This is a genomic window from Lewinella sp. IMCC34191, from assembly GCF_003390935.1.
Lineage (GTDB): Bacteria > Bacteroidota > Bacteroidia > Chitinophagales > Saprospiraceae > Neolewinella.
Genome location: NZ_QNQZ01000001.1, coordinates 948552 through 966646, shown reverse-complemented (window position 1 = coordinate 966646; position 18095 = coordinate 948552). Strand labels below are relative to the sequence as shown.

The window sequence follows — 18095 nt, the reverse complement described above, 5'->3', positions numbered from 1 at the left end:
AGGCGTACCGCCGGGCCCAAAGCATCAGCATGAAATCTTCTCGGTATAGAAGTTGACTTATCGGAGAACGAAGTCACGTAACCCAACCCGGAACGATCTATCTTCCTCTGCAAACTGGATTACGTAAGCCTCCGGAAAATAGCCGGATAACCCGTATGTCTGGGGTTGACGGATAGGCACGTACACATCGGGAAAGGTGCGTAACCAGCTTTCCGCCGCCATAGGCTCGAGGAAGTTCAGTTGTCCGTTGTACTTGCCAAAGATGAAGGTGTGGGTGAAGGGGCCCGTGCCATTGACTTCCGGACTAATCGCGTCGACTACGTGAGCACCCATGCGCGGGACGCCGCCCGGTGTTTCGATGTACATCTCGGGAAGTTGGACGGCCGGTAGTGGGCGATTGAACTCCATGGTGTCGTAGGGTCCGATCAGGTTGCGTTCGGCTTCCGATATAAAGTAGAAGTGAATGTCAAAGTGTGGAACGTCGTACACCCCGGGGGGAGCGTGACCGTGCTGGTTCTAGTCGAGAGTCGCGTGGGTGTATGGGGGCACGACAGCCCGGGCGGGCAGCGGTAGCAGGAACTCGTGCGCGTGGGGGGATCCCGTTGGCAGATTTTCCAACGCACCCTCGGTGAAGACGACCGCAACTTCCGTGGGTTCGCCGTTGGCGGACAAGGTAACTTCGGTCCAGGCAAGCCCGTCGCCGACGATGATTTCCTCCCCTGAAAGGGTGATGGGAGTGGCGGCACTGTCGTCATCATCGCCACATGATGGGAGGAGGAGTAAGCATAGGGTAAAGAGCGACGAGGCCCCGATTAAGGGACGAAGCGAAAAGCAATTCATAGCGGAGGAAGTGCAAGGGATTAGACGAAGGAGATACCGTAGCGACCGCAGATCTCGGCCACTTTCGCCAGATCGGGAGGTCCCACGGGCAATTGACCGAGTTGAGCGAACATGTTCTCGATCCCAGCGGGGTTAGCCAGCATGATACTCCGTGCCGGTCGGTCGCCTACGACGCGCCAGCTATGCGGTATGTTGCGGGGCGCAAAGGCTACATCACCGACTCCAAGGATAAGCGTCTCCTCACCCAGAACGAATTCTACCTCGCCTTCCAGTACCCGGAATACTTCATCTTCCCGGGTATGGACATGCATTGGGATGCCTACTCCTGGCTGATTGAGATCCTCGATCAGGGTAAGCAGGCCGTAGGTATCCTCACCGGTCAGCTTAACGGTCATTACGGAGCCCAGAACGTTATGTCGGGTACCGTTGCCGCTCGAGATTATCTTGGAGGGCAATGTGCCGATTCCCGTAGGGGGAATGGAAATATTGGCGGCCAGGGGGCCTACGGTAAATCCGGCGGCAGAGGCCAGACCGGCGCGCAAAAAGTCATTGCGGTTCATGTGTACGATTGTTTGGTGAATCCCGGGAGGATATTCCCCGTTGATGCCCCAAACGTAGGCCCGCACTGCTCCCCTTCGCTAGTCGAGGTCCGGCATCGTATGCCAAATTTGACGCGCGCGTATTGTCATGCTACAAAAGTAGCAAGCAGTGCATCGTATGCGTTATTGACTTTTAATGGACCGTACGGAACAAACCTGAGCGCTTCTTCTACATGGAAACGAACTCGACGATCTCCAGTCCGTAGCCTTCCAGGCCGACGCGCTGTTTGGGCGCGTTGGAGAGGACCTTGAGTTTGGAAACGCGCAGGTCACGCAGAATCTGCGCGCCGATACCGAAGTCACGCTGCTCCTCGCTGCGGGGTTCGGGCGGACGGACGGCCTTGCCGTCCTGCATGCGAGATTTGAGGAGCCGTAAGCCGGCAATAATATCGTTGGCGTCCTGGTGGGGTCGCATGAACAACAGTACCCCTTTACCAGCTTCGGTAATTTTTTCAAGGGGGCCGTGCAGTCCGGTACTGTAACCACTTAGCAAAGAGTGTAATAAGTCACGTGAGCTCGTGCTACTGTGGACGCGGGTCAGGACCGGCTCATCGATCTGCCACTCGCCGTGGGTGAGCGCCAGGTGTACGTCTTCATTCGTGGTCTGCCGATAGGCATGCAGGCGAAACGGACCGTAGCGGGTATCGAGGTCCATGCTGAATTCGCATTCTACCAGCCGTTCGGTACGCAGCCGGTAAGCCACCAGATCTTCAATGGTGATGATCTTCAGGTCGTGGCGCTCGGCAATGTCGAGTAGTTCGGGGAGCCGGGCCATATTCCCATCCGGTTTCAGAATTTCCACTACGACGCCGGCGGGGTAGAGATTGGCCATCCGGGCCAGATCGACGGCTGCTTCCGTGTGGCCGGTCCGGCGCAGGACGCCACCCTTGACCGCACGCAGGGGAAAGACATGTCCCGGGCGCGCAAAATCAGACGGTCGCGCGCTTCGCTCGGTTAACCGGCGAATGCAGGTCGCGCGATCGTAACTACTGATACCGGTGGTACAGCCGTGGCCGATCAGGTCGATGCTGATGGAAAAGGCCGTTTCGTGAATATCCGTATTGGTATTGACCATCATGGGCAGATCGAGGTCGTCCGCGCGCTGCTCCTCAATGGGCGTGCAGATCAGTCCGCGACCGTGGGTGGCCATGAAGGTGATGATCTCCGGCGTTACGCGCTCGGCGGCGCATACGAAGTCGCCTTCGTTCTCGCGATCCTCGTCGTCGACCACGATGATCACCTTACCGGCGCGTATGTCGGCAACGGCTTCTTCGATGGTATTCAGCCGCGAGCGGATCCCGCTGTCAGCCGTTGTCTTGGTTTCGGTGAGAGGGTTGCCAGACATTCGTTTTGATTCCTTTTAGATAATCGACCGTTCCGAGCAGCAGGGCCACGTTCATAGCCGCAAAGTACCGCACCGCCGGGCTGAGGGCGCAAATTGTCCCCATCAGGAGCAGAAACGCCAGTACGGTCCAATAGTTGCCCGCCAGAATCATCAACCCGGCCAGGCTGACACCGCCCACCAAGAGCAGCAAGGGGGTCAGCCACCGCAGCACCTTATGGCTAAACAAAGCATAGGACAGGCCGTCCCGACCGGGCGGCCACCACAGGCGCCGGAAGCGCACCAGGTTTTGCCAGTTGCCCGCCCCGATCCGACGCTTTCTACGGAATTCGTCGTTAAGGTAAAGACCCACGCCTTCGTAAGCCAAGGCGCGCGGGGCGGAGACGCCCCGCCAGCCGGCTTCGTAAGCGGCCATGCAGAGGTAAAAGTCGTCGACCAGATAGGTGTCCGGTACCGGTTTGAAAGCTTCGGAGCGCATGGCCCAACAGCCGCCGAAGGGACCGATCATCGCCCCCCATAAGCAGCTTTCCGCCCGCTTCAGGTTTACCTCGCGCTGGATGTAATGATCTTCCAACGACCCGATCCCCTCGTCCGGCACGCCAGTGTGTATCATCGTGGCATCCGTCAGGCCGATACCGGGATCGTCCAGCATGGGGCCCACCAATTCCGTCACGGTATCCGGCCGAAGCATGACACTCGCATCGGTGAAGACCAGTATCCCATTCGTCTCCATATCACCAACCAGGAAATTGATGGTGCCGGGTTTGCCGAGGCGTTCCCGGTTGCGGTGGACGGTGGCCGGGTGTTGCTCCGCGAAACCATGCAACAGCTCATCGCTGCCGTCATTACTGCAATCGGACCCGAAATGGAACGTCAGCGGTCCGGGATAATCAAGTCCGGCCAGGGAATCCAATTTATCCGGCAGTACCACGGCCTCGTTGTGGACGGCCATCAGCACGTGAACGTTGGGCCAGGTACGGCTTTCAGCTACCGGCCGGGAAGGTTCTTTACACCTGCGCTCCGCCGCCCTCAGAAGCAGGTACGGAAATAGGACATAGGTGTGCACGACGCCCAGGACGCAGACCAGAAGCAGGATATAAAGCAGGGCATGCACGGGGCGAAGGTAAAACGCGCCGGGGCATCGGGACTAGTCCCAATGCCCCGGCGAAGCAGGAAGCAGAGGTGGCGACTAGCTGGCCAGCACGTCTACGCAGTTGAGGTTTTCGAAGGCGGTCTTCAGGCGCTCCTTGAAGGTGACCTCGGCCGAGCGGACCCACACGCGGGGATCGTAGTTTTTCTTGTTGGGCTTATCGGCACCGTCGGGGTTGCCGATCTGCGCCTGCAGGTAGTCCCGCTTGCCGGCCTCGTATTTCCGTACGCCGTCCCAATAGGCCCACTGAAGATCGGTATCGATATTCATTTTGATGGCACCGTAGCCGATGGCCTCGCGGATTTCTTCCTCGCTGGAGCCGGAACCGCCGTGGAAGACGAAGTGGATGGGGTCTTCGTCGAGCTTCAGCTGCTCGCGAACGTATTCCTGGCTGTTTTTCAGGATGACCGGGCGAAGCTCGACGTTCCCCGGCTTGTATACGCCGTGTACGTTACCGAAGGCCGCGGCGATGGTAAAGCGCTTGCTGACCTCACTCAGCTTCTGGTAGCTCTCGAATACTTCCTCCGGCTGGGTGTAAAGGCGGCTGGAATCCACGTCGGTATTGTCGACGCCGTCCTCTTCTCCGCCGGTGACGCCGAGCTCGATCTCGATGGTCATGCCGATCTTGGCCATGCGCTTGAAGTACTTGGCGCTGATCTCCAGGTTCTCCTCGAGGGGTTCCTCGCTCAGGTCGAGCATGTGGCTGCTGTAGAGGGGGAATCCACGCTTGGCGTAGAATTTCTCACCGGCGTCGAGCAGGCCGTCGATCCAGGGCAGGAGATTCTTGGCGCAGTGGTCCGTGTGGAGGATAACCGGGACGCCGTAGGCCTCGGCCATGGTGTGTACGTGCATGGCGCCGCTCAGACCACCGGCGATGGCGGCTTTCTGGTCGGTATTATCGAGTCCCTTCCCGGCGAAGAACTGCGCGCCGCCGTTGCTGAACTGGATGATGACCGGGCTATTTACCTCCTTAGCCGTTTCCAGTACGGCGTTGACGGTGCTGCTGCTGGTGACGTTGACCGCCGGCAGGGCGAAGTTGTTCGCCTGGGCGTAATTAAAGACCTCGGTGACTTCATCGCCGTAGAGGACGCCGGAACGAAAGGATTGCTTTGCCATGTCTTGATATTTTTGGGTGAGCCCAAAGAAACGCAAATCTAGAGAATGTAGTCCTCCGCACCGGGTTGAAGCAGTCCTTTAGCTCGCCCGTCGGTCATGAAGTGGCGGACCGCCGCCCGACCGTTATCCCCGAGGTCGACCGTGTATTCGTTTACATACAGCTCGATGTGTTGCCGCATCACTTCCGGGTCCATCGCCTGGGCGTGCTCCCTGACGTAATCATTACTGGCCTCCGGATGATTGATGGCGTACTCGACGGACTCCCGGATCAGCGCCTCGATCAATTCCTGTTGCTCGCGAACCAGGGTTCGTTTAATGGCGATCCCTCCGAGCGGAATCGGCAGGCCGGTGGTTTCCTCCCAAAAGTCGCCCAGGTCACGAATCTTCTCCAGGCCGCGCTCTTCGTAAGTAAAGCGATTCTCGTGAATGAGCAGGCCGGCGTCGTACTCCCCGGAAAGTACGGCTTCCTCGATCTCGCTGAACAGCACTTCCGTTCTATCCGTAATGCCGGGGTAGGCCAGCCCCAGCAGGTAATTGGCCGTGGTATAGTGACCCGGAATGGCCACCCGGTGGGGTTCCTGCGGGGAAGCATCCGATGATTTGGCCCGTACCAGGAGAGGACCCACGCCCCGACCGAGTGCGCAACCGGAATTAAGCAGGGTATACCGCGCCGTGAGGTCGCCGAAGGCCCGCATACTAAGTTTGGTCACGTCCAGTTCGCCCACCAGCGCTTTCCGGTTGAGGTCCTCCACGTCACCGAGGTAGACATCAAATTCGAGCCCCCGCGTGTCGATGCGGCCATTGACCAGAGCATCAAAAATGAAGGTGTCATTGGGGCAGGGGCTAAAGCCGAGGGTAAATCGATCTTTGCGCAAGGCGGATAAATTTTAGATGAGGGCATTAACGTTTGCAGCCGTCGACCGTTACTTGGCCGTACCGGTAATCTAGAGACGCCCCCATGCAGTTACAAGTTTTATACGAAGACAATCACCTTATCGCGGTCAATAAACCGGCGGGCTACCTGAGCCAGGGCGACCAGACCGGCGACGTGACGGTCATGGATCTGGTGAAGGAATACATCAAGGTGCGCTACAATAAGCCCGGCGATGTATTCCTGGGTTCCATTCACCGCCTGGACCGACCCGTCTCCGGCGTTATTTTGTTTGCGCGCACCTCGAAGGCACTTTCCCGTATGACCGAGATCTTCCGCGACCGCAAAGTGACCAAGACTTACTGGGCCATCGTCGACGAACAACCCACCCCGATCGAGGGAAAATTGGAAGGTTTTATTTACAAGGACGCGAAGAAAAACATGAGCAAGATATTGCCCAAGGCCAACTCCAATCGCCACCAGGGAGCCAAGTTGGCCGTACTGAGCTACCGGATGATGGGCCGCATCGGATCGAATGTCCTGCTGGAAGTTAAGCCGGAAACCGGCCGTCCCCACCAGATCCGGGTACAGTTGGCCGAGCAACTGGATAGCCCGATTCGCGGCGATCTGAAGTACGGCTTCCCTTCACCCAATGAAGACGGGAATATTAACCTCCACAGCCGGCAGCTCGAGTTTCAGCACCCGGTGAAGAAAGAACCGGTAACCATCACGGCCGCTCCGCCCGTGGGCGATCAACTTTGGGAGCTGTTCTCCCAATTGGCCTAGTACCGTCCGTTAGGAGGCGCTCGCCTGTTCCGAACGGGCGGCCGCCAGCGGATCGTTGTTACGCAATAAGCGGAGGGCTTCCTGCACGATCTCGTCTTCGCGATTGTAGATTTCATAGAAGGCTGCGGTTCCGAATAGCTGCCGACCCAAACGGCTCTTGAAGTGCAGCATCAGCTCGTCGAGTAGGTGGGGCGGCAAGTTGACATCTAGATCGGGATAGTCAACCAGGGCTAATTCGCTCAGATCCGCCACGATGGCGTCCACATCGGGAGTGTAGCCGCGGACGAAGGATTCCACATCCTCATACTTCTCCACCTCCGGGTGCTGACGTACGTAGCCGAACATATAGGGCGCGATCTGCTGGCGCAGGCGGAGGAAGTCCTGGTCGTTCAGGCTGCTGTCCAGCGGAACGAAATAATCCGGCGTGATGCCGCCGCCGCCGAAGACGGGGTAGCCGTTGTCGGTGTAGTAAATCAGCGAACTATCCACCTGTACGGAGGTGCGTCCCGTCAGTTCGCCGCTTTCGAAGCGGCGGTGCAGGTCGCCACGGTAGTCTTCCTCTCCCTCGTAATTGCGTTGAATGCTGCGGTCGCTCGGCGTATAGTACCGGGCTACGGTAAGCCGGAGCGCGCTGCTATCCATCAGCGGATACTGCTCCTGCACCAAACCTTTTCCGAAGGTTCGACGGCCGACGATGATTCCGCGGTCGTGATCCTGCACGGCACCGGCAACGATCTCGCTGGCGCTCGCCGAACCACCGTCGACCAGAATGGCGACTTCCTGAATGTTGTAACGGGCCCGTCCGGTCGATTTATAGGGTTGGCGGGTAGAGTTTCGACCCTCGGTGTACACCAGTAAGACGCCGCGTTCGACGAAGATTTCGCTCAGCAGCTTGGTTGCCTCCTGGAGGTAGCCGCCGGGATTGCCCCGCAGGTCGAGGATCAGGTTGCGGGCATCTGGTTTTTCAAGGTGCTCTTCCAGCGCCTCCATGAACTCGCTGTAGGTGTTCTGGCTAAAGCGGTTGATCTTGACGTAGGCGGTGGTTTCGTCGATCGTGTAGGCCGCATCGACGCTGTAGACCGGTATCGGTTCGCGGGTGATGTTGAAGGTGATCAGGTCCGGGGTGCCCGGGCGGCGTACGCGGATGTTGACGTCGGTGCCTCCTTCGCCGCGCATGAGGCTGGCGGGGTCGATTTGTCGGTCTTCCACACCGGTGACCAGGCTGTCTTCGACGTAGATGATTTGGTCGCCAGACAGCAGTCCGGCCTTATCGGAGGGACCCTGGGGCAGGGCACTGACCACCGTGATGGTATCTTCTACGACGAGGTATTCGATACCGATGCCCTCGAAATTGCCCTCCATGGATTCCGTCAGGGCCTGCATCTCTTCGCGGGGGATGTAGCTGCTGTGTGGGTCGAGTTCGTCCAGCACCGCGTTAATGGCCGCTTCGTAAAGCTTATCGCGGTCCGGCTCGTCGACGTAGCGCGCATCGATGTAGCCCATAAGTTGCTCGACCCGGCCGCTTCCGACGCTGGTGTGGCTACCGCCACCGAAACTGAGGAGGGGAGCGTCGGTATTAAGCAGGTAGCCGGCCAGCAAGCCAATGCCCAGTAGGGCACAGTAGAAGAGCGGCGTCCAGATGTTGAATGAGGTCTCGTTCTGCATAACGGAAAAGGAAAGGCTAAAGGTAAATATTAGTTTGCCCGGGGGCGGAATACTTTGTCGGCTGCCGTGTCTTCAGAGTCGGGCACTACGGTGATTTTCCTATTTTGCCGCCCATCCTTTCCGCTATGTCGTTACTGGCCATTGCCTACAGTCAAGAAGATCTATCCGCCGCCCAGCGCATCGCCGCCGCGGTGGAGCCCGACATCGAGCTGGAGCACTATCCCGTAGGCCGCGCCAACGACGGCGAACTGCTTGCGGATGTCCTGCGCAAAAATCGCCTACCGCTTATTCTGCTGGTGAGTGATAGCCTGCTCACCAACCCCAATGCACTTCAGGGCTTCGTTGGCGTGCTCGAACGGACCCAAAATTTACTGCCCGTGGTCATCGACGCTCACCGGCCTTCCGAATCAGGTGGTGACGTCATCACCGTGGAAACGAGGCTGTTCGACCGTAGCGACATCATGCACTACGTCAGCCACTGGCAGGACCGCTACATCGAACTTCGGCGGGGCGGGGAAGACTACACCGACGCGGTCAGTCAACACGCTTTTAAAACGTACCTGCGCAGAATCCGGGAAACGAGCGTCGGCGTGGAAGAAGTGCTGGAAAGGTTGGTGGAAAGCGATCCCCTGGCCGACCGCGACCTCCGTGATGCGGACTATGATCCCATTTATCAGCTGGCCGGCCTGCCTCCACCCGAAAATCGGCAAGCCGTAATGCAGGACGAAACGTTAAAAGAAGATGGGGCGGCGAGCGCAGGTAGAAACCAGTCGGTAACCGAAATCATTAACCGAGCATGGCGCATGTCAGACGCCGGAAACACGGATGAGGCCCTCGAAGAACTCCACGAGGGGCTGGATGACAATCCCGACAACGGTGAATTAGCCTATCAGCACGCCCTGATGCTGGCACTAGGGGCGGGAGCCATCGAACCGGCCCGCGACGAACTTCGGACGTTACTGCAACAGCACCCTAACCACCCGGGGGCACTTTTCCTGTCGGGCGAACTGGATCAGGCCGCCGGTGAATACGCGGCAGCCCGAAAGCAGTGGGAGCGACTCGCTGACCTTCAGCCCAACTATCCCGAGCTATCGAACCGGTTAGCTTACCTGCTGACGGATCATTTCCCGGACAATTACCGCGAGGCCGCCGAATACCTCAGCCGGGCCACGAAAGCGGAACGGGTCAGCGGGGAAACCTACTACCGCTACGGTCAACTCCTTGCCGGACCGCTGGAACGGTCCTGTAAGGCCTTCAAGATGCTCCAGAAGGCCATTGAGGAGGACCCTAATCATGCACCCGCCCATTACCTCCTCGCCGTCCTGGAATTCGACCGGGGGAGGCTGCAACACGCCCGCCAAAATTTTCTGCTGGCCTGTAATCTCGAACCGGCTTACGATACCCCCGCGAACCGACGCGCCTTCAGTGCCGGTCATTACGTACAACCAAAGACAACGCCCGTGGCCACCGACGCCCTTTCCGCCCTCAAACAGAATATCGCCGACCTGGAAAAGATGCTGGTTAGCCAGCAGGAACCGGAGCCCGCACCTAAAACGAGGGCCGGAGCGGGGAAGACCGTTTTTTTGACGGGTGCGACCAGTGGTATTGGCCTGGCCACCGCCCGCCGACTGGCCGCCGATGGCTACCGGTTGATTCTGGCGGCCCGGCGGGAAGAACGCCTGAAGGACATTGCCGACAAACTGCGACAGGAGGAATCCATCGACGTGCATACGATCAGCCTCGATGTCAGTCGCCGCGATCGGGTAGGGGAGGTCGTTGCAGCCTTGCCGGAAGAGTGGCGGGAGATCGACATCCTGATCAACAACGCGGGAAAAGCGAAGGGCTTCGATCCCATCCATACCGGAGATCTGGACCACTGGGACGAGATGATCGATGTCAATCTGCGTGGACTGCTCTACGTCACCCGGGCCGTCACTCCGGGCATGGTAGCCAGGAAGCGGGGTACGATCATCAACGTGGCGAGCACGGCGGGGAAAGAGGTATACCCTAATGGAAACGTCTACTGCGCCACGAAGCACGCGGTGGATGCGCTGACCCACGCCATGCGGCTGGACCTGGTCAAGCACGGAATCCGGGTCGGTCAGATCTGCCCCGCCCACGTAGAGGAGACGGAGTTCGCGCTGGTCCGTTTCGACGGTGACAGCGAACGGGCTAAGATTTACAATGACTTTCAACCGCTGCGATCCGTCGACGTGGCCGAAACCATTCACTTCGTGGTTGCTCAGCCGCCGCACGTCAACATCCTGGACGTCGTGCTTCAGGGCACCCAGCAGGCCAGTTCTACCGTAGTAGACCGCAGTGGGCGGTCGCGTTTCGCCCCCGAAGAAGAGTAAGCATGCACCGACCGTTATTCATCGTGATCGAGGGGCTGGACGGCAGTGGTAAGTCTACCCAGATCGATCTCCTGCGCGATTACTTCCAATCTCATGGAACGGCCTGTCACGTTACCGCCGAGCCAACGGACTTGCCGACGGGCAAGCTGATACGCAGTGTCCTGCGTAAGGAGATATCCGTCGATCCGCGTACGCTGGCCGCGATGTTTGCCGCCGACCGCATCGAGCACCTTTTCCATCCGGAGGTAGGTATACTGGCCAAATTAGCCGCCGGTTATCACGTCGTGGCCAGTCGGTATTATTTCAGCAGCCTCGCTTATCAGAGCGAGTTCGTGGATCCGGGCTTCGTCGCTTCCCTGAATAGCCTCGCTAAGGTCACCCTCCCCGCCGATCTTACCATCTTCCTGGACCTGGAGCCGGAAGTCAGCATGCAACGAATCCGGAACAGACCGGGAGAGGACGAGCTTTTTGAAACCCTGGAGAAGCTGCAGCACGTCAGGGAAAGCTTCCTGAATGCCTTTACCGTCTACGGGGGCGACGAGAATATTCACCATATCAATGCCGCTGGGGAAATTAATCAGGTTGCCGAAGCCATCCAGGATCTCGTTAATAAGGTCTGATACTCATCTATAATTTTCTCATTATGATAAATACAATTGACCTTAATTTCCTGGATAAGTCAAAATCAATAGCCGCCTTCTGTATATCGGACGATGATGGGTATACGCTCGTGGAATGCGGTCCCTATTCCACCCATGAGGACTTGTTGGATGGATTGTCTGAGCTGAATATCTCTCCGAAGGAAGTGCACACCCTTCTATTAACGCATATCCACTTCGACCACGCCGGTGCCGCCTGGTGGTGGGCCCGGCAGGGGACCCAGGTGTACGTACATCCCCGTGGACTCAGGCACATGATCGATCCGGAGCGGCTCTACGGATCCGCCAAGCAGCTTTACGGAGACCGAATGGAAGAATTATGGGGAAAAATGGAGGGAATCGATCCCACACGGATCGAGGAAGTAAGTGACCGGCAGGAACTATCGATCGGCGGCCGAAAATGGGTAGCGCACCATACCCCGGGGCACGCCAGTCACCATATCGCCTGGCAATTGGGCAACACCGTCTTTACCGGTGATGTCGGCGGATGTCGAATTGGGGGAGGCCCCGTGGTACCGCCCTGTCCGCCGCCAGATATCGATGCCGAAGCCTGGCGGAATTCCATCGATCGAATAAGGTCGCTCGGGGCCAAGGAGTTTTACCTCACCCACTACGGACGCGTGACGGATACGGACGCACACCTGAAGGAATTACAAGCAAGACTGGATTGCTACGTCGCATGGATGGAGCCCTACTACCGCGATGGTTCATCCGCGGAAACCATCGAACCCCTCTTTAAGCAATACGTGACCGACGAATTGACTTCCCTAGGAGTGGATGAGGCCGACTTGGAAAGCTATATGGCGGCCAACCCGCCTTATATGAGCGTCAGCGGTCTGCTGCGTTATCTCCGTAAGCGGGATGAGCGTAAGACTCAAGTGTAAAACTATACGCCTACGCCAACGTCGTGTCCAGGTGGTTGCGTCTATCCGGCAAACCACTTGATATGCAACTAAACAAACTACTGCTTCAGTCCATCGCCATTGGATTGACCGTCGGCCTCACTCCTTCCTGCACCGCTGAAGATAAAATGGACCTAGATCCAGATGACTGCGTGGAAGGCTGCACCGAGAATTGCGTCGGAGAATGCGTTAATGCAAGTCCGGAAAGTTACCACCCCGATTATGGGTACGCATGTCCCGCATGCGGGATGGGTTAAGCCAAGGTATGGTCTACCCCTCCGTCGCCTGCAACCTGGATCGCCATCTGCTGGCCACGGTGCTGCCGCTACTCGAAGAAGGTGAGGTAGCCGGAATGGAGTGGTCATACGATGCCATCTACCGCTACGAAAGCCTACCGGACTGGTTCGGCCAATTGCTGACGGCATTTGCCCGGGAGGGTAGACTGGTCGGTCACGGCATTTTCTATTCCGTTTGCGCTGCTTCCTGGACGGAAGACCAGAAAAATTATCTCGATCAACTCAGTTCGGTTGCGAGGACCTATCCTTTCGATCATGTCACGGAACACTTTGGTTTTCTGACGGGTAAAGACTTTCACCGCGGAGCCCCTTTATCGCCCCCACTTACGGCCGCAACCCTCCGCATTGGTCGCGACCGGATACGCCGGCTGCGCGATGCGGCCAATTGCCCGGTGGGACTGGAGAATTTGGCATTCGCTTATCGGGTGGAGGATGTGTACCGGCAGTACGCCTTCTTGGACCAGCTCGTCGAGCCGGTAGATGGACTGCTCATCCTGGACTTGCATAACCTCTACTGCCAACTGCACAATTTCTCCCTGGACCTCGAAGATCTTCTACGCCACATTCCGTTAGAGCGAGTAAGAGAAATGCACGTATCGGGGGGAAGCTGGGAAAGCCACTCCTCAGCACCCACCGGCCGTGTACGACGGGATACCCACGACGAGCGCGTACCCAATGAAGTCTTCCATCTCCTGCGGGAGATCGGTCCCCGATGCCCAAGGCTGAAGTTCGTGGTGCTGGAGCAACTAGGTACCGCGCTGCACGACCTAACCGCCCAGGACGGCTTTCGGTCGGACTTCCAAAGGGTAGCGGCTATTTGTGAGACGATCCATTCCACCGTACCAGCTGACGACAGGGACAAACCTCTATCGGCTGATCCTATTCCGGAACCACCACTACAGGATCGGCAGCTAGCGGCGGAGCAGCGTGAGCTTAGCGATATCCTGGAAACTTCATCAAGCTACAGTGAGGCCCACGACAGGCTAGCGCGTTCCCTCTTGGCAAATTCGGAGTGGCACGTTGAATCGTGGGCGCCACACATGGTCGAAACGGCCTGGAAGATCAGTCGCAAATGGCGATAGAAGAGTGGAATTTAGTGCATCCGGTCACCCCGTACCTCCATCTTCGCTAGTACCTCCGCTTCGTAGGTCAAATACTCTTTCCAGCGGGCGTCCACCATTTCCCGGTCGAAGTACTTGCGTGCAAGTTCGATGAACAGTACGTAGTGTCCGGCTTCGGCAACCATGAATTTATGGTACCACTTTCGCAGTGGCTCGTCCGAAACGTACAGGCTCATCAACCGAAACCGTTCGCAGCTACGTGCTTCGATCAGGGCGAAAATGAGCAGTTTCTCGAGCAGGGCAGCGTCTCGCCCGCGACCCTTCGGCGCGAAGTCAAGCAGGGCATTGACGTACTCATCCTTCCGTTGTCTACCCAGTTTTAGCCCGCGGCGATCCAGTTCGGCCAGGACAGCGCGGAAGTGACCCCACTCTTCCGTGACTATGGGCGCCAACTCCCGCACGAGTTCCTCGCGGTCGGGGTAGCCCTGGATGAGGGAGATACAACTCGTGGCCGCCTTCTGCTCGCAGTAAGCGTGGTCGGTCAGTATCTCCCCCAAATCCATCTCCGCCAGGTTGACCCACCGGGGATCGGTGGGCAGGCGAAGGTTGAGCATTCTTACGGTTGCCGCATCCTCCATCAGACCCAGTATACAAGATTGAGATCCTGGGCGTGGGGCATCATATCGTGTACGGGACGCAAGCGGAAGCCATACTCGTACACCCCGGCCAGATGCGGATCTACCGAAAGCTTGAAGGTTACGGTTCCATCGGTGGAAGCTACCCGCTGGAAGGGTTCCGTACGGCGTAGCTCGATGGTCTGTTCGTCCATGCGCTGGTAGAAAAGGGCTTCGAGGGCCAGATGCTTGGGGTCGATACCGTTCGTGGCGATGACCACTTCGGCGCTGAAGTCTTCGCCAACCGGCAGGGCGTAGTTGACCGTATCCAGCGTATTGTTTTCTACGGTTTCCAGCCCTTCCCAGCGCCCGGCGGTGTCTTCCTTCCAGGCGGCGTAGTCCTTTCCTTTTTGGCCACCCTCCTCGTTAACGGTCCGGGCGCTTTTGCCGAGCGGGAGATAGAAACGCTCATAGTAGTCGTCCATCATCCGCTTCATGGTGAAGTAGGGGGCAACTTCGGCAATGATTTGCTTTACGTACTGCATCCAGCCCTGGCTGATACCGTTCTTGTCGCGCTCGTAGTATAACGGCAGGATCTCATCTTCCAGAATGCTGTACATGGTCTCCGCGTCCAGCTCGTTCTGTAAATGTTGGTCCTCGTAGGTGCGCTCCAGCGGCAGGGCCCATCCCGCGTCGGGGCGGTAGCCTTCGGCCCACCAACCGTCCAGTACACTAAAGTTTACCGAGCCGTTCATGGCCGCTTTCATTCCGGAGGTGCCGGAAGCTTCTAACGGACGGGTGGGTGTATTCAACCAGATGTCCACGCCTTGCGTGAGCAGTTTGGCCATTTCCATATTGTAATCTTCGAGGAAGATGATCTTACCGGCGAAGTCAGGCTCCTTGCTGATCTGCACGATCTGGCGGATGAGGTCCTGGCCACCCTGGTCGGCCGGGTGCGCTTTACCGGCGAACAGGAAGATAACGGGCTGATCCTTACGGTTGACGAGCTCTCGCAGTCGGTCCCGGTTGGTAAAGAGCAGCGTAGCGCGCTTGTAAGTGGCAAAGCGACGCGCGAAACCGAATACCAGCGCCTTGTCGTTGATTTTACTCAGGATGTCGAAGGTCGTGCGGGGACTTTCGCCACGCCGACGCATATCGACCTTCAATTTTTCCCTTACGTAGTTAAGCAGGCGCACCTTTAGTTGGTGGCGGGTATCGAAGAGCGCTTTATCGTCGATCTTGTGGATGTTGCGCCAGATGTCTTTGTTGCTTTGGTCGCGCACCCAATCCTTACCAAACTTCGTGGAAAAGAGGTCGTGAATACTGGTAGCGATCCAGGTAGGGTAGTGTACGGAGTTGGTGACGTACCCGATATGGACCTCATCGGCGGTATAGCCGGGGAAGAGCTCGGTAAACATTTCCTGACTGACCTTACCGTGCAGTTTGGATACCCCGTTCACCCGCTGGGAAAGCCGGATACTCAGCTTTGACATATTGAAGTCCTCTCCCTCGTTGTTCGGGTTGAAGCGACCCAAGGCCATGAAGTCATGCCAGTCGATACCGAGGTCATCCGCGTAATTGTACAGGTAGTCCCGCATCAGATATTCGGGAAAGTGATCGTGACCGGCGGGTACGGGCGTGTGGGTGGTATAAAGGCTGGAGGCACGAACCATTTCGCGGGCTTCCGCAAAATCGAGACCGGCATCCACGTAATTCTTTAATCTTTCCAGGCTGAGGAAGCCCGCGTGCCCCTCATTGAGGTGGTAGATGTCGGGATTCAGGCCCATCTCCTCGATGGCGCGGACGCCGCCTATACCGAGAAGGATCTCCTGCTTTAACCGGTGCTCGTTATCGCCGCCGTAGAGCTGGTGGGTAAGCGCCCGGTCCTCGGGGTTGTTGTCCTCATGATCCGTATCCAGCAGGTAAAGCTTGATCCGGCCGATGGCCAGGCTCCATACTTTAGCCTGCACCATCCGGCCCTTGATGCCGACGGAAACCTTTAACCAGTTCCCATCGTCGCGGCGCACTGGCTCGACGGGCAGCTGGGTAAACTTCTGAGCGGGATAGTGGTGGAGCTGGTCCCCGTTCATGCTCAGGCCCTGGTTGAAATAGCCGTAGCGGTAGAGGAGGCCGACGCCGAAGAGGTCGACGTTGCTGTCGCTTGCCTCCTTCAGGTAATCACCGGCCAACACCCCGAGACCACCGCTGTACAGTTTGAGGCTGATGTGCAGACCGTATTCCATACTGAAATAGGCTACCCGTGGAAGATCTTTCTTCATCGGTTCGGCCAGATAGGCATCGAAAGCCTTCTCCGCGGTGGACAGCCGCTTGAGAAAGTCTTTATCGGACGCCAGTTCATTCAGGCGCGCGGGGGGCAGGCTTTCCAGGAGCGCTACCGGATTGTAGTTCAGTTCCGTAAACTGTACGGGGTCGATGCTGGCGAAGAGTTCCGACACCTGCGGCATCCACGACCATAGGATATTATGGCTCATTCGGTTCAGGCCGGCAAGTTCTTCCGGAATCTGGGGCTGGATGAAAATGCGCTTCAGCTTCATTTCCGTACTGGTGGTAGTGATCGTCATTTCTGTAATTTTAAGGGATGTATGTAGGGTAGTCGGAAGGGAGCACGCTATCGAACGACTGCTACTATTCTTACGAAAGATCCCGGGTGGTGTTTACGTAAAGTCGGCATATCTGGGCCGGAATTGTGCGTTAAGAGGTGCCGTGACAAATTCGGGATTTTCATGGCGGTCGCAAAAATGCGACAATAATGGCGCAATAACAAGCAAGGCCCGCATTCCATGTGGAATGCGGGCCTGATCGACCTAATTAAAATTGGTCTGTGCTGATCTAGTAGAGGTATTCCAGTGCAACCCGGTCGTAGTAGCCGAATTCGCCATCTTCCCCGCTTCCGAAGCAGGATAGCATAATGGAGTTGGGGTCGTAACCGCTCGGCGTACCGGGAACAAGGACAGCCCCGGTGGAGCCCGCCGACTCGCCACCACCGGCACCGCAAGACCGACGATCGACATAATCCGTGTGCCGCATACCCATGCAGTGTCCGATCTCGTGCGTCATGACGTGCTCGTTGGTGTTCGTATCGTAATTGCTCATGCCGCTGTAGATCTGCACCCACTTGTAGGGACGGCCGCCGCTAGGGAATCCGGCGGAACCACCTGCTCCGCTGTTACTGACGCGATACACGACGATATCCGCATTTGTACTCGCGCTGAAGCTGAGACTGAAAGTCTTATTCGTGTTGAGGGCATTGTAGTTGTCGATAGCCCAGCTGAGGGCCGTCCGCATTTTGCTGGTGAGCGCGTTGCTTCCGCCGGTGTAGCCGATAACCGTGATGTAGTTGTCACTTACCAGGTTATTGGTCCGGTACTGCTTCTCAAGGGCGGCATCCATGGCCTGGAGTTCCCGCAGCTGATCCTTAGTGAGTTCGATGTCATCATCGACCAGGTACAGGGTTTCTTCGGTTCCATCCGGACGGAGGCGGGTAACTCGCTCCGCATCGGCATAGTTGGCGGTATGGCCGTCAACGTGCTTCTCGATCGGCTCCTGGAAGCCGAGGTCGGGCACGGCTACCTGGCCGTCTTCGTTTTCATCCACTAGAAAACCGGTGGATATTTCCGCTTCCTGCGGAGCAATGGGCTCCTCTTCCTTTTCACAGGAGGAGAGGGCAAAAAATAGGAGGGTGGGTAAAAGGAGTAAACGTACGCTCATGAATAGGTATGGTTAGGTCACGGCACGATCAGCCCACCCTGATCATGGATCAGGAGCAGCCCGTCACGTAGCGCAACGAATGATGATTCAAAATTTAGCTAACCAGAAAGG

General features: G+C 57.6%; 16 protein-coding genes. 5 read left to right on the top strand and 11 right to left on the bottom strand.

Annotated elements, in window-relative coordinates:
• Positions 1-57: 57 nt before the first annotated feature.
• From DRW39_RS03860 to DRW39_RS03830, 7 genes are all read right to left on the bottom strand, one after another.
• Complete coding sequence (locus DRW39_RS03860) at positions 58-489, bottom strand: hypothetical protein (protein ID WP_116105641.1); 432 nt, start codon at positions 487-489, stop codon at positions 58-60.
• A gap of 27 nt (positions 490-516) precedes the next feature.
• Entirely contained in the window at positions 517-840 is a 324-nt protein-coding gene (locus tag DRW39_RS03855; protein WP_116105640.1) for a DUF5602 domain-containing protein, read from the bottom strand.
• 20 nt (positions 841-860) lie between these two features.
• The gene (locus DRW39_RS03850) at positions 861-1400 is read right to left on the bottom strand and encodes a cupin domain-containing protein (RefSeq protein ID WP_116105639.1); all 540 of its coding nucleotides are present in this window, start codon (positions 1398-1400) and stop codon (positions 861-863) included.
• A gap of 208 nt (positions 1401-1608) precedes the next feature.
• Positions 1609-2784 (bottom strand): 3,4-dihydroxy-2-butanone-4-phosphate synthase, encoded by a 1176-nt coding sequence (gene ribB, locus DRW39_RS03845; RefSeq protein WP_116105638.1) that lies wholly within the window; start codon positions 2782-2784, stop codon positions 1609-1611.
• Entirely contained in the window at positions 2744-3895 is a 1152-nt protein-coding gene (locus DRW39_RS03840) for a glycosyltransferase family 2 protein (RefSeq protein WP_116105637.1), read from the bottom strand. The genes ribB and DRW39_RS03840 overlap by 41 nt, the downstream gene beginning before the upstream one ends.
• Positions 3896-3970: 75 nt before the next feature.
• Positions 3971-5047: a class II fructose-bisphosphate aldolase gene (gene fbaA, locus DRW39_RS03835; RefSeq protein ID WP_116105834.1), complete on the bottom strand. Its 1077-nt coding sequence runs from the start codon at positions 5045-5047 to the stop codon at positions 3971-3973.
• A gap of 38 nt (positions 5048-5085) precedes the next feature.
• Entirely contained in the window at positions 5086-5922 is an 837-nt protein-coding gene (locus tag DRW39_RS03830) for a 1,4-dihydroxy-6-naphthoate synthase (RefSeq protein WP_116105636.1), read from the bottom strand.
• Between the two features lie 83 nt (positions 5923-6005).
• On the opposite strand from DRW39_RS03830, the gene DRW39_RS03825 reads away from it, so the two are divergent.
• Complete coding sequence (locus DRW39_RS03825; RefSeq protein WP_116105635.1) at positions 6006-6704, top strand: RluA family pseudouridine synthase; 699 nt, start codon at positions 6006-6008, stop codon at positions 6702-6704.
• A 9-nt stretch (positions 6705-6713) separates the two neighbouring features.
• Here DRW39_RS03825 and DRW39_RS03820 read toward each other — a convergent pair whose 3' ends face one another.
• Positions 6714-8369, bottom strand: coding sequence for a S41 family peptidase (locus tag DRW39_RS03820; RefSeq protein ID WP_116105634.1), 1656 nt, complete (start codon positions 8367-8369; stop codon positions 6714-6716).
• Positions 8370-8494: 125 nt separating this feature from the next.
• Here DRW39_RS03820 and DRW39_RS03815 point away from each other — a divergent pair, with 125 nt between their 5' ends.
• From DRW39_RS03815 to DRW39_RS03800, 4 genes are all read left to right on the top strand, one after another.
• A complete protein-coding gene (locus DRW39_RS03815) occupies positions 8495-10723 on the top strand; it encodes an SDR family NAD(P)-dependent oxidoreductase (protein WP_116105633.1) in 2229 nt (742 codons plus the stop codon).
• A 2-nt stretch (positions 10724-10725) separates the two neighbouring features.
• A complete protein-coding gene (tmk, locus tag DRW39_RS03810; protein WP_116105632.1) occupies positions 10726-11343 on the top strand; it encodes a dTMP kinase in 618 nt (205 codons plus the stop codon).
• Positions 11344-11366: 23 nt separating this feature from the next.
• Positions 11367-12266: an MBL fold metallo-hydrolase gene (locus DRW39_RS03805; protein ID WP_116105631.1), complete on the top strand. Its 900-nt coding sequence runs from the start codon at positions 11367-11369 to the stop codon at positions 12264-12266.
• 283 nt (positions 12267-12549) lie between these two features.
• Positions 12550-13662: a DUF692 family multinuclear iron-containing protein gene (locus tag DRW39_RS03800; protein WP_116105833.1), complete on the top strand. Its 1113-nt coding sequence runs from the start codon at positions 12550-12552 to the stop codon at positions 13660-13662.
• Positions 13663-13673: 11 nt separating this feature from the next.
• On the opposite strand, the gene DRW39_RS03795 is transcribed toward DRW39_RS03800, so the two are convergent.
• The 3 genes from DRW39_RS03795 to DRW39_RS03785 form a co-directional block, all read right to left on the bottom strand.
• Positions 13674-14255: a tRNA-(ms[2]io[6]A)-hydroxylase gene (locus DRW39_RS03795; RefSeq protein ID WP_232830054.1), complete on the bottom strand. Its 582-nt coding sequence runs from the start codon at positions 14253-14255 to the stop codon at positions 13674-13676.
• Between the two features lie 23 nt (positions 14256-14278).
• Positions 14279-16837, bottom strand: coding sequence for an alpha-glucan family phosphorylase (gene glgP / locus DRW39_RS03790; RefSeq protein WP_116105629.1), 2559 nt, complete (start codon positions 16835-16837; stop codon positions 14279-14281).
• A 268-nt stretch (positions 16838-17105) separates the two neighbouring features.
• A complete protein-coding gene (locus DRW39_RS03785) occupies positions 17106-17984 on the bottom strand; it encodes a M57 family metalloprotease (protein WP_116105628.1) in 879 nt (292 codons plus the stop codon).
• Positions 17985-18095: the final 111 nt, after the last annotated feature.